Source organism: Enterobacter cloacae complex sp. S1 (genome assembly GCF_014930525.1).
Classification (GTDB): Bacteria; Pseudomonadota; Gammaproteobacteria; order Enterobacterales; family Enterobacteriaceae; genus Enterobacter; species Enterobacter hormaechei_C.
In genome coordinates, this window is sequence record NZ_JADBRE010000020.1 from 154496 (window position 1) to 166521 (window position 12026).

The following is a 12026-nucleotide window of genomic DNA, read 5'->3' on the forward strand; positions in this document are numbered from 1 at the left end:
TATCACCTCGGATTGGCTGGTGGCGATGTTGGAACGGCAGCCGAAGGGACGGCCCCAGGCTGTTTTAAATCGTCCAGTGACTCATTCTGACTTTCGGCGTTTTCATGCAGGATGGCCTGCTCCGCCTGCTGGTTCAGCACTAAAAGACTGATACGACGGTTGATGGCATCATCCGGTCCGCGGTCGGTAAGGCGCATGGTTGCAGCCATGCCGACCACGCGCAGGACCTTGCCATCATCAAGCCCACCCGCCACCAGCTCGCGACGCGAGGCGTTGGCGCGATCGGCAGAAAGCTCCCAGTTGCTGTATCCTTTCTCTCCCGTGGCGTACGGGAAATCATCCGTGTGTCCGGACAGGCTAATGCGGTTTGGAATACCGTTCAGCACCGGTGCAATCGCACGCAGAATATCGCGCATGTAGGGCTCCACGTCGGCGCTGCCGGTTTTAAACATAGGCCGGTTCTGGCTGTCGATGATCTGAATACGCAGCCCTTCCTGTACCAGGTCAATTTTCAGATGCGGACGCAGCGCGCGCAGCTTAGGGTCCGCTTCAATCAGCTGATCCAGGTCACCGCGCAGTTTTTTCAGGCGCGCCTGCTCCATCCTTTTTTTCAGCTCGTCGATGTTAGGCTGTTTTTTCACTTCGCCCTGCTGCTGGGTATAATCGTCACCGCCGCCGGGGATCGGGCTGTCGCTGTTCGAAATGCGCGGCCCGCCGGTAACCGCCGTCGCCAGCGGCGTTCTGAAATATTCCGCAATCTGGATTAGCTCCTTCGGGCTGGAGATGGAGATCAGCCACATCACCAGAAAGAAGGCCATCATGGCGGTCATAAAGTCGGCGTACGCGATCTTCCAGGAGCCGTGAGAACCGTGCCCGTGCCCCTTATGCTTGCGCTTTTTTACGATGACGATCGGATGGGACTGGTTTTTCATGCGTCCTCAGTTGTCGTCTGTTGGTTAGGGTTTTTCACCGCGCGCACGTGCTCTTCCAGTTCGATAAACGACGGACGTTCGCTGGAGTAAAGCGTCTTACGACCAAATTCGACGGCAATCGGTGGCGCATAGCCGTTGAGGTTTGAGAGCAGCGTAATTTTCACGCACTGCATCATTTTGGTGGTTTCGGCGCTCTTCTGGCGCAGCACGCTCGCCAGCGGGGAGATAAAGCCGTAGGCCAGTAAAATACCGAGGAAGGTCCCCACCATCGCGTGGGCAATCAGCGCCCCCAGTTCAGCCGCCGGGCGATCCGCCGAGGCCAGGGCATGAACAACGCCCATGACCGCCGCCACGATGCCGAACGCCGGAAGCGAGTCGCCCACCAGCGCCAGGCTGTTGGCCGGTACTTCGGACTCGCTCTCGTGGGTTTCGATCTCTTCGTCCATCAGGGCTTCAATTTCGAAGGTGTTCATGTTGCCGCTGATGATCAGTCGCAGGTAATCGACGATAAAATCGAGCATCATCGCGTCGGCCAGAATACGCGGGTAGCTGGCGAAAATTTCGCTCTCTTTCGGGTTTTCGATGTCCCGCTCCAGCGAGAACATCCCCTGCTGACGTGACTTCGCCATCAGGCGATAGAGCAGCGCCAGCAGATCCATATACATGCTTTTGGTGTATTTCGAGCGACGAAACAGCAGCGGAATCGCCTTCAGCGTGCCCTTGATCGATTTGCCGTTGTTACCAACGATAAAAGCCCCTACCCCTGCACCGCCGATGATGACAAGTTCAGCCGGTTGATAGAGTGCTCCAAGGTGCCCGCCGGTCATCATGTAACCGCCGAAAACTGTACCGAGAACTACCAGGTAACCTAATAAGATAAGCACGACATCATCCTTCCGCTAGTGACTATGGCAGGACGTTCATTTCGAGCGCATGACCTGAACGCAGGGTAAAAAAAAGCAGCGGTAATCGCTTACCGCTGCTGGAATCTTGCCCACAGGTTCGGGTTAAACAGCGTGTTCGATCTGTTCATCCAGCAGTTGTGGAATAATATCGGCAGCATCCCGGGAAAGTTTACGTCTTTTTACGGCTCGGGATGGAGGCTGGCACAAACTACAGGCGAAGCTGCCCGCAGGCTGGTGCGCGTGGGTAATGAAATTGCCGTCACAGCAGTTGCAGCGGGACAATTCAAGCATTCCGCTTTCAACAAAACGCACCAGCGTCCAGGCGCGGGTCAGCGCCAGCAGGGGTCCCTCTTCCTGCTGCGGGCATTGCTCAAGGTAAAGTTTGTAGGCTTTGATCACGGCATCAACGCCGCTGCATAAGCCCGTTTTAAGCAGGTACTGCCAGGCGTTACAGAACATGGAAGCATGAATGTTCTGCTCCCAGGTCATGAACCAGTCAGTCGAAAACGGCAGCATGCCTTTTGGGGGCGGGCTACCACGCAATTCTTTGTACAGCTTGATCAGACGACCACGGCTCAGCTGCGTCTCGCTTTCCAGCATTTGTAAACGCGCACCGAGCGTGATGAGTTCCATCGCCAGCTGGATATCACGGGCTTCCTGAACAATGCTTTTTTCGCTCATTGTTAAGCCCTTTTCTTCCGGGCTACGTCATCAGGCTGGCTGATTTCGTTGAGCAGGCGGGTGGAGAGAAGAATACCGGTGTGGATCTGTTGCAGATCGTCCACGCGGGATTCCTGAGTCAGACGCGTAATGGTCTGCGGGTTATCAAAACGGAACTGGCAGACAAGTTGATTGGTTTCAGCCAGCTTGACCATTTGCGGGAGGGTTAATCCACCCAGCATGGTTGCCATCTCTTCGTTAACACCCAGACGAAACATCGCTGACGGTTTGTCCTGACTAATCAAACGCTGCGCGAGCAATAAATACGACAAATTGATGTCATAAATATGTTTTAGCAACTCGGATGTATGCATTTTTCCCATCCCGAATAACCAACTATTATTTTTATGCGGAAAGACCGCACCCCGTGATGTCGCCGGGAAATCACCCGGTATAAAAAGAAAAGGCCAAATGCATAGTTGAATTTAGGTTTGTACGTCGTAAAGCGCGTGACCGGTTAACATGGCCAAAATGTCGGTTACACATTTTATCTTTTCTTACAAATAACTAAGATTTTTCCTAATTCGACGCAAACTCTACTCGTCAGTTTTGACACATACAATGCAGCCCCCCCTGGAATTTAAAAAAAATGTGATCTCCGTCACATAATTTACGCGAATGTAACCCATAAATCCATCAGCGTGACTTGTAATTTGACTATTTATTGAGCAACTGAAGCTTGTTTATATTCTTATGGAACGAATACTCATGCAGAGGGATGAGGGGATCGGGTATGAAAATTGCTACGTCGAAGAAGCACTGCCCTTTCGCGTCACAACGGGCGAGAACGCCAGAGAAGAGGCGGAGTTAATTAAGTAAAAACAGCAGCTTAAGTTTTCCTTTCGAGAAAAAAGTTTCCATGGGTAACCATCACGCTTGCGTTGACGATCGGTTAACGCGATTTAACAGCACGGAAGGCTAAATGTGTGATTTACGTTAAGTTGTTAATTACTTTCATTTAGCGTCCCCATTTCGTTATTCTTCTTATAAGAATAATTAATGAATAATTATGATAAGCTTCACACTATTGTCGCATGTGCCTCTTGCAGAAGCGGCAGATTCGCGGTAAAGCTTGAGAAACGTGTCATTCTGACATAAAAGGAGTGTGTGATGAGTTACTCCCATCTTCTTGTTTCTGTTGCGGTTTCCCCCGAAAGTCATCCACTCGTCGCCCGTGCCGTTTCCATTGCCCGCCCGAATAATGCCCGCATAAGTCTGATTACCCTGGCGGCTGAACCCGAAATGTATAATCAACTGGCAGCGCCAATGCTGGAAGATATTCGTGAGGTTCTTCAGGAGGAAACGCAGCAATTTCTGCGCGAGCTGGTTGAGCGGGCAAAATATCCTGTCCACCAGACGGTGATTGCCACCGGCGAGTTAAGTGGACATATTCTCGACATTTGTCAGAAACAGAATGTTGACCTGGTCATTTGCGGAAATCATAACCAGAGCTTTTTTTCCCGGGCGGCATGCTCGGCAAAATCCATCGTTTCGTCAAGCCAGGTGGATGTCCTGCTGGTGCCTCTCGGGGGCAATTAATGCCCCCGGAGAAAATCAGGCGAGTTTAGGGAAGGTCGCGATCTTTTTTTGCAGATCACCTTCCTGAGTTTGCGGCTGGATCGCGCGCAAATCGTCAATAAAACGCGCCTGCCAGCGGTTGATATCATTCTTAACGATGGTCTCCATCATTTCTGAATGACGTGAAATACGTTCCGCAAGCGGCATGGTTAACGCGCGGTTCAGGGCATTTGCCACGTCATCGCGATCGTAAGGGTTCACAATCAGCGCCGAGGTTAACTCGTTTGCCGCACCGGCAAATTGGGACAGCACCAGCACGCCCGGGTCAGCAGGATCTTGTGCTGCTACATACTCTTTTGCCACCAGATTCATCCCGTCGCGCAGCGGGGTGACCAGCCCGACGTCCGCATAGCGGAACACTTTCATCAGGATTTTGCGCTCAAAGTGCTGATTCAGATAGAAAAGTGGAGTCCAGCCGAGCTGACCATAGCGCCCGTTGATGCGCCCTGCTTCGGTCTCCAGCTGGTGACGAATATCCTGGTAAGCCTGAACCTCACCGCGCGAGGTCGGCGCTATCTGGGTATAGCGGATCTTGCCGTGATGCTGCGGGAATTTATCCAGCAGGGTTTCATAAGCGAGGAATCGCTCCGGCAACCCTTTGGAATAATCCAGTCGTTCAACCGAAAAGATATTCTTAACGTGCTTGAGTTCGTCCTTGAGCTGGGCAAGCTTCGGCGGCAGCGGACCAGAGGCCTGCTCTGCGATTTCGTCTGGCTCAATACCAATCGGGTAGACTTCGGTATGGAAATTTCGTCCCCACGCGGTGTGAGATTTGCCGCCGTGAGTGACCAGCCGGGTTTTACCCGACACGCTGTCGAGGAACGCCAGCCTGTCATTTTCCGTCTGGAAACCGAGCAGGTCGTAATCAGACAACGCTTCAAGAATTTCATCATGCTGCGGCAGAGCCGTAAAGATCTCCGGGGTAGGGAACGGAATATGCAGGAAGAAGCCGATTCGGTTCTTCACACCTCGTTTTCGTAGCTCCCTGGCGAAGGGCAGCAGATGGTAATCGTGGATCCATAAAATATCGTCTTCTTCGATCAGCGGCAGCAGTTTATCTGCCAGCAGCGCGTTAACGCGCATGTAGCCTTCATAGGACTCACGCTGGAATTTCACCAGATCCAGACGATAGTGAAACGCTGGCCACAGCACGGCGTTTGAGAACTCGGAATAATATTCATCGTAGTCCTTCTCGCTAAGGGCGAAGGAGGCCCACGTGATATTGCCCCGTGACACCTTTTTTAGCGGTTTCTCATCATTACTGATTTCCCCGCTCCAGCCAAACCAGAGACCACCCGCGGCTTTGAGGGCACCTAATACCCCGACCGCCAGGCCACCGGCACTGGCTTTTTTATCATCCGGCGGTGCGATGCGATTAGAGACGACGACTAAGCGACCCATAATGATTTCTCCCGTTGTTTTGCGCTATTTGTTGTTGTTGCTGGTTAGCGACGTCAGATATCCACTGCCAGACGCTGGCGACATTTTCCAGCCGCCATCCGGCAATGGTTTCACCAGATCCCACCTTGACAGACATGCCCTGGGCCTGGTTTACCACCCTGAACCCGGCCTCGTCGGTCAGGTCATCCCCAAAAAAGACTGGCGTACGCCCTTTGAACGGCGCTTCCGCCATAAACGCTGCAATGGCAGCGCCTTTATTAATTCCTGCCGGTTTAATCTCGACCACACATTTACCCGGCTGTAACGCCAGCTCCGGATGGGCTTCCGCCACGCTTCTTGCCACCGCAAATATCGCCGCCTCATGATGGGGCGCCTGACGGTAGTGCAGCGCAAAGGCCATGCCTTTGGCTTCCAGTTCCGTACCGGGAAGCATTTCCAGAGCCGAAGAGAGTTGCTTATGCAGCGCCTGAATCAGCGTGTCGGGGAGTGAAACTATATGCAGTTGATCATGGATATCGCGGCGCTCCGCTCCGTGCACACCGGCCAGCGGAAAGTGATAAGGACTGGCGAGCACGTCCAGCTCGGCCATTGAGCGCCCTGAAATCAATGCCAGTGCCCCCTCGTTCTGTCGGGAGAGCTGCTGCAAATTCTCTAACACCGTGTCCGGTACAACGACGTCATCCGGATGCGGTTCAATCCCGGCGAGCGTCCCGTCGAGGTCAAAAAAGAAAGCAAATTTTCCGGGCAGTACAGGCGGTGCGGTTAACAAGTCAGCCACCCTAATCCTCCTTACAGTGAACAAAACAGCCATGTAAGTATAGACAGTGTGACGGTGCTCGCCATTTGGCAACCAGCCCGTCAGCAAAACTGGCGGGCCGGTCAGGGGGTCAACTATGGTTAATAGTTGAGCATATTGATGGCTAAAAATAAATCAGACGGTACGCTTCGCTTTTTGCTTGTAACGGTCGAAGATCACCGCTGCCAGCAGGATCAGGCCGCGTACGACGTACTGAGAGAACGGAGAAATATTAAGCAGGTTCATGGCGTTCTCCACGGTCCCCAGAATCAGGATCCCCGCCACCACATATGAGATTTTTCCGATGCCGCCCTTGAGGGAAACGCCCCCTAAAACGCAGGCTGAGATGACGATCAGCTCATATCCAATGGAGGTCATTGGCTGGCCGCTGGTCATACGCGACGCCAGAATAATCCCCGCCGCCGCCGATACCAGCCCGGAAAGCACGAAGATAATGATCTTGGTCCGTACGACCGGGACACCCGCCAGACGCGCCGCCTCTTCATTGCCGCCAATCGCCAGCGTGTTACGGCCAAAGGTGGTGCGGTTAAGCAGGAAACCGAACAGGATCAAACAGCCTACCGTCAGCCAGATTGGCGCAGGCAGCCCCAGCCAGTTCGCATAGCCCAGCGTGAAGAAACGCTCGTCTTCAATCCCCACGGCTTTCCCGTCGGAGATGATATAGGCCAGACCGCGCACGATTTGCATGGTCGCCAGCGTCGTAATCAGGGCGTTAATCTTCAGGCGCGCAATGACAAACCCGTTCACCAGGCCGCTCAGCACGCCGAGCAGCAGCCCGGCCAGCACGCCGATCCACAGGCTTTCGGTCATGTTGATCACCACGGCAGTGGTGACGCCAGCACAGGCAATCACCGAGGCAACCGACAGGTCAAAATCGCCGGAGGCCAGGCAGAACAGCATTCCGCAGGCCACCATGCCGGACATGGAGATAGCCAGCCCCAGCCCCTTCATATTGATGAACGTGGCGAAATTCGGCACAAAAATCGCGCAGGCGACGAACAGGGCAGCAAAGACCACCAGCATGCCGTACTGGTCCCAGATGCGGCCAAAACTGAAAGCCGACTTCGGCGCTCCGGATGTAGTAACAGAGGACATCATTGACTCCTTACTCAGGCGACAGCCTGGCTAACTTTAGGCATGGCGAGACTCAACGCCTGTTGTTCATTCGCCTGTTCATGCAGCAATTCACCGGCAATTTCACCTTCACGCATCACAACAATGCGGTCGGCGACGCCCAGCACCTCAGGCAGATCGCTGGAGGCGAACAGGACCGCCACACCGCGTTTTGCCAGTTCATAGATGACGTTATAGATTTCGTGTTTCGCCCCCACGTCGATACCGCGCGTTGGCTCATCCAGCAAAATGACCTTCATATCTTCCGACAGCCAGCGCCCCAGAATGGCTTTTTGCTGATTGCCGCCGGACAGGTTCATGATCAGCTGTTCAGCCCCGGGGGTTTTGATGTTCAGCGAACGGATATGGTGATCCGCGTTGCTCGCCTCCCAGCCGTCGTTAATCAGACATCCCGCGCGGATGAACTTGCGCCGGGCAGAGATGTTGATGTTGTCGCGCACCGAGTGCACCGGAATAATGCCCTCGGCCTTTCGATCCTCCGGGCAGAGCATAATCCCCGCGTTAATCGCCTGCGCAGGCTTCTGAATATCGACCTTTTTCCCGTCGACGAAAACCTGGCCCTGGGTTATGCGGGTGCCGCCAAACAGCCCTTTCATCAGCTCGCTGCGCCCTGCCCCCACAAGGCCAAACAGCCCGACGATTTCGCCGCTGCGCACCGAGAGTGAAATGGGTGTGCGCACGCCCGGGGCTTTGACGTTATCCAGACGCAGACGCTCCGGGCCATACTCGCGGGGTTTCCAGTGGTAAATATCCCCGAGATCGCGTCCGACCATCGCCTGCACCAGTTGGTCATGGTTGACCTGCTGCATATCGGTGAAGGTGCGCACGTAGCGGCCATCTTTAAACACGGTGATGGCATCGCTTAAGGCAAAAATCTCTTCCATTCGGTGAGAAACGTACAGAATGATGCGGCCCTCTTTGCGCAGCTCGCGGATCACGCGAAAGAGATGTTCTATTTCACGCGCCGAGAGCGAGCTGGTTGGCTCGTCAAAAGCGATAATTTTGGCGTTACGTGCCAGCGCTTTGGCAATTTCCACCATCTGCCACTGGCCGATGGAGAGATACTTAAGGGGCGTTTGCGGATCGACATCCAGCCCAAGGTGCTTGAGCTGCAAGCCCGCTTCATAGTTGAGCAGCGAGCGGTTGACCACGCCGCTTTTATGCGGAAGCTGGCCCAGATAGATGTTCTCCGCCACGGTCATTTCAGGAATGAGATGCAGCTCCTGATAGATGATGGCGACGCCCGCATTTAACGCTGCCGTGGTGTCGGCAAAGGCCACCTCTTCGCCGCGAATAGCCAGCGTGCCGGTGGTGGGCGTATAGTTGCCGCTGAGAATTTTTAGCAGCGTGGATTTACCCGCGCCATTCTCCCCCATCAGGGCGTGAACCTGGCCGGCATAGCAGTCGAAGCTGATATCGGTCAGCGCGTTTACACCGGGGAACGTTTTACCGATGCCGCGGAAAGAGAGATACGGATCAGACTGTTGCATAACGACTCCGTGATTTCTGTAGTGTGTACGTCTGGCCCCTCACGGTGAGTGAGGGGCGCAATCACAGCGTATTACTTACCGCCCAGTCCTTTTTTCGCCAGCTCCTCTTTGAAGTTATCGCGGGTGATCAGCACCACATCGGTCACTTCGGTGAATTTCGGCGGCTCAACCCCTTTGGTCACCCAGTTGTAGAGCATTTCGCTGGATTTATAGCCGTGGACATCCGGGCTTGGCAGCAGAGAGCCGTAGAAACCGGTCGCCTGCGCTTTAGACAGTTCGCTCACGGCGTCAACGCCGTTGATGCCGATCCCGATCACGTCCGGTGCTTTAAAGCCCTGGCCTTCCGTTGCACGCACGCCGCCCAGTACGGTGTTGTCGTTCATCCCCACCACCAGCCAGTGCTTCACTTCCGGATGCTGGACGAGCATGGAGTTCGCCGCATCAAAGGCGCCCGGAATATCGTTGGATTTGGTCGGTACTTTGTAGATCTGTTTTTCCGGGAAGCCAGCCGCTTTCAGGGCGTCCATGGACCCGGTGGTACGACGACGGGCGGTGTCCAGCTCGTCAGCGGTAATGGCCATCACGGCGGTCTCTTTGACATCCCAGCCGCGTTTTTGCATCTCTTTGTAGAGCTCCTGGCCCTGACGCTCACCGATTTTAGTGGCCGCCATCATTACCAGCGGAACGGTATCCATCGGTTTACCTTTGGCATTCACGAACTGATCGTCCACCGCAATCACTTTCATGTCGTAACCGCGCGCTTTCGCGGCAATCGCTGACCCCAGTTTTGGATCCGGCGTACAGATAACGAAACCTTTCGCGCCGCTGGCCGCCAGGCTATCAATGGCGTTCAGCGTTTTCTCACCGTCAGGTACGGCGATTTTAATTACCTCAAATCCCAAATCTTTTCCGGCTTTATCAGCAAATTTCCATTCGGTCTGGAACCACGGCTCTTCCGGCTGTTTAACCAGAAAACCGAGCTTTAAATTTTCAGCGATAGCGGATTGTGACATAACGGCAGCCAGGCCGATGGCCGCCAGCGCTTTAGTAAATTTGTGCATGGTAAACTCCAGCTTTAGCATTCTTATCTGTAGGGAATAATGGCGAACAACTTATTTAATCGGACTTAAAACAAGGCATTAGCGCTTACCTCGTCATAAGCGTTATTGCTGGAGATAGTTTTAGCGGGAAATTAATCATCCATAAGAGAGCGACATCACACCGCAGAATTACAGTAATTGCGTACATAAATTCAGCGAAAAATGACATAAAAAAGGACCTAATTGTCCTACAAATGGAAGGGAGTTAAGCAGGATTATCCATAAGGTCAGCTAAGAAATCCCTGTAACCCGGACGCCTTAGCGCCCGGCAGAAAAATTACCAGCGGTAATAGATGTGTTCAGCATGATCGCGCACGGGGGCGTCGTCACCCAACAGACGAGCAGAGAGCGTCAGCGCAAAGTCAAAAGCGTGCCCCAGCCCCTTGCCGCTAATGAGGTTATTATCCACCACGACCGGCGCATCCACATATACTCCCTCATCAACGCCCTGCCACAGATCGCCGGAACAGACGTAGCGACGCCCCTTCAGTAGCCCGTTACCGCCCAGCACCCGCGCGGCCGCAGAGCAGATCGGGCAGATGAGTTTGCCCTGCTCGTCATGCGCGGAAACAAAGCGGATCACCTGCTTGCTAGCCGCAAGATTGACGCTCCCCTGCGGCCCACCGGGCAACACGACTGCGTCATACAGCGTATTAATGCGCTCCGTTAACGTACTGTCAGCCACCATGGGGATATTGTGGTAACTCACTACCGCACGGGACTCCGCACAGGCCAGCGTCTCCACCTCAATCTGTAAACGCCGCAGAATATCAATCGTGATAATCGCTTCTGCTTCTTCAAAACCGGGTGCCAGCAGCACCGCAACGTTAGCCATCATAAACCTCAACGAATGAAACGATGTAAAACAGTGTTTCATTTTCACTCTTTATCAGATCACAATCTTGCGACGCGATCACAGAACCGTATATTGAGTGAAAATTGATTTAGCTCAAATTTGATACGACAGGATATATTTGCAGATATTATTTCTGATTTAACACTTTTACAGAATTTCCCGCCAAAGAACGTTTCCTGAAACGATAAAAATGAGCGATATTAATTTTACACCCATTAAAATCAACAAGTTATATTAAATCCAATCTCTTAACCCTCTTTCTGTTCTGGGCTATATTTAAATTTGTAATGTATGGTAAACACAGCCCGATTAAGAGTTTTCTTAAGTCAAAGAGAAGCGTATGCTTATTTAAATCGAACACAGGAAGTGAATTTTCGAGTTTTTTACCTTGCAGAAATCTATTTCTGCCATTCAATCGTCAATACCTGCCGGGTCAGGTTAAGTAGCGGACATCAAGTCCCACAGTCAATAAGGATATGAGAATGACTACCCAAACAATGATGCAAAAACTGAATGCCCAGATGAACCTGGAGTTTTATGCTTCAAATCTGCATCTGCATTTGAGCGCGTGGTGTTCCAGAAAAAGCCTCAACGGCACTGCCACCTTCTTTCGTACTCAGGCGCAAAGTAACGTCACGCATATGATGCGCGTCTTTAACTTTTTGAAAGCTGTCGGGGCAAACCCTACCGTCAAAGAGCTTGAAACGATTGAAGATAATTACACTTCTCTGGAAGAACTGTTTCAGAAAACGCTCGAAGAGTATGAGCAACGCTGTGCGAAGCTGAGCAAACTGGCTGATGAAGCCAAAGCGCAACGGGACATCATTACCCTCAAGTTTTTACGTGATATGGACAGAGAGCAGCAGCAGGATGGCATGCTGCTGAAGACGCTCGCAGATGAAATCCGCAACGCGAAACGCGCGGGGATTTGTCTGGAGCAGACGGACCGCCATCTTCTCGACATTGCTACCGTGCAACACCACTAAGTCCTTCACCCGCTCCCGTCAGGGCTGAGAGTTCCCCACAAAATAATGCCTGCACAGACGGCCCCCTCTCCCTTGAGGGAGAGGGCAGGGGTGAGGGGGAACATACG

At 53.1% G+C, this 12026-nt stretch carries 12 protein-coding genes; 2 read left to right on the forward strand and 10 right to left on the reverse strand.

What is annotated here, in order from left to right; translation table 11 throughout:
• Positions 1-2: 2 nt before the first annotated feature.
• From motB to flhD, 4 genes are all read right to left on the reverse strand, one after another.
• Entirely contained in the window at positions 3-932 is a 930-nt protein-coding gene (gene motB, locus IM290_RS14630) for a flagellar motor protein MotB (RefSeq protein ID WP_003859697.1), read from the reverse strand.
• Complete coding sequence (motA, locus tag IM290_RS14635) at positions 929-1816, reverse strand: flagellar motor stator protein MotA (protein ID WP_003859696.1); 888 nt, start codon at positions 1814-1816, stop codon at positions 929-931. The genes motB and motA overlap by 4 nt, the downstream gene beginning before the upstream one ends.
• Before the next feature lie 123 nt (positions 1817-1939).
• Positions 1940-2518 carry a flagellar transcriptional regulator FlhC gene (flhC, locus tag IM290_RS14640; protein WP_003859695.1) on the reverse strand — a complete coding sequence of 193 codons (579 nt, stop codon included), beginning with the start codon at positions 2516-2518 and terminating at the stop codon, positions 1940-1942.
• A gap of 2 nt (positions 2519-2520) precedes the next feature.
• Positions 2521-2871: a flagellar transcriptional regulator FlhD gene (gene flhD, locus IM290_RS14645; protein WP_003859693.1), complete on the reverse strand. Its 351-nt coding sequence runs from the start codon at positions 2869-2871 to the stop codon at positions 2521-2523.
• A gap of 796 nt (positions 2872-3667) precedes the next feature.
• On the opposite strand from flhD, the gene uspC reads away from it, so the two are divergent.
• A complete protein-coding gene (uspC, locus tag IM290_RS14650) occupies positions 3668-4096 on the forward strand; it encodes a universal stress protein UspC (RefSeq protein ID WP_193041514.1) in 429 nt (142 codons plus the stop codon).
• Positions 4097-4111: 15 nt separating this feature from the next.
• On the opposite strand, the gene otsA is transcribed toward uspC, so the two are convergent.
• The 6 genes from otsA to IM290_RS14680 all read right to left on the reverse strand — a co-directional run bounded on the left by otsA (position 4112) and on the right by IM290_RS14680 (position 10912).
• On the reverse strand, positions 4112-5536 hold the full coding sequence (otsA, locus tag IM290_RS14655) for an alpha,alpha-trehalose-phosphate synthase (protein WP_015570257.1): 1425 nt from the start codon (positions 5534-5536) through the stop codon (positions 4112-4114).
• On the reverse strand, positions 5511-6314 hold the full coding sequence (otsB, locus tag IM290_RS14660) for a trehalose-phosphatase (protein WP_193041513.1): 804 nt from the start codon (positions 6312-6314) through the stop codon (positions 5511-5513). The genes otsA and otsB overlap by 26 nt, the downstream gene beginning before the upstream one ends.
• Positions 6315-6467: 153 nt before the next feature.
• The gene (gene araH / locus IM290_RS14665) at positions 6468-7448 is read right to left on the reverse strand and encodes an arabinose ABC transporter permease AraH (RefSeq protein ID WP_003859689.1); all 981 of its coding nucleotides are present in this window, start codon (positions 7446-7448) and stop codon (positions 6468-6470) included.
• 14 nt (positions 7449-7462) lie between these two features.
• Positions 7463-8977: an L-arabinose ABC transporter ATP-binding protein AraG gene (araG, locus tag IM290_RS14670; RefSeq protein ID WP_193041512.1), complete on the reverse strand. Its 1515-nt coding sequence runs from the start codon at positions 8975-8977 to the stop codon at positions 7463-7465.
• Between the two features lie 71 nt (positions 8978-9048).
• Complete coding sequence (gene araF, locus IM290_RS14675; protein ID WP_017384422.1) at positions 9049-10038, reverse strand: arabinose ABC transporter substrate-binding protein AraF; 990 nt, start codon at positions 10036-10038, stop codon at positions 9049-9051.
• A 316-nt stretch (positions 10039-10354) separates the two neighbouring features.
• Positions 10355-10912: a DJ-1/PfpI family protein gene (locus IM290_RS14680; protein WP_193041525.1), complete on the reverse strand. Its 558-nt coding sequence runs from the start codon at positions 10910-10912 to the stop codon at positions 10355-10357.
• 503 nt (positions 10913-11415) lie between these two features.
• Between IM290_RS14680 and IM290_RS14685 the strand changes: the two genes are divergently transcribed.
• Positions 11416-11919 carry a non-heme ferritin-like protein gene (locus IM290_RS14685; RefSeq protein ID WP_017384424.1) on the forward strand — a complete coding sequence of 168 codons (504 nt, stop codon included), beginning with the start codon at positions 11416-11418 and terminating at the stop codon, positions 11917-11919.
• Positions 11920-12026: the final 107 nt, after the last annotated feature.

Bases quoted from the DNA above. Each gene is read 5' to 3' on its own strand.
- flhD (WP_003859693.1), bottom strand. From the start codon at position 2,871: ATGCATACATCCGAGTTGCTAAAACATATTTATGACATCAATTTGTCG.
- uspC (WP_193041514.1), top strand. From the start codon at position 3,668: ATGAGTTACTCCCATCTTCTTGTTTCTGTTGCGGTTTCCCCCGAAAGT.
- IM290_RS14685 (WP_017384424.1), top strand. From the start codon at position 11,416: ATGACTACCCAAACAATGATGCAAAAACTGAATGCCCAGATGAACCTG.
- IM290_RS14680 (WP_193041525.1), bottom strand. From the start codon at position 10,912: ATGGCTAACGTTGCGGTGCTGCTGGCACCCGGTTTTGAAGAAGCAGAA.
- motB (WP_003859697.1), bottom strand. From the start codon at position 932: ATGAAAAACCAGTCCCATCCGATCGTCATCGTAAAAAAGCGCAAGCAT.
- araF (WP_017384422.1), bottom strand. From the start codon at position 10,038: ATGCACAAATTTACTAAAGCGCTGGCGGCCATCGGCCTGGCTGCCGTT.
- otsA (WP_015570257.1), bottom strand. From the start codon at position 5,536: ATGGGTCGCTTAGTCGTCGTCTCTAATCGCATCGCACCGCCGGATGAT.
- araG (WP_193041512.1), bottom strand. From the start codon at position 8,977: ATGCAACAGTCTGATCCGTATCTCTCTTTCCGCGGCATCGGTAAAACG.
- flhC (WP_003859695.1), bottom strand. From the start codon at position 2,518: ATGAGCGAAAAAAGCATTGTTCAGGAAGCCCGTGATATCCAGCTGGCG.
- araH (WP_003859689.1), bottom strand. From the start codon at position 7,448: ATGTCCTCTGTTACTACATCCGGAGCGCCGAAGTCGGCTTTCAGTTTT.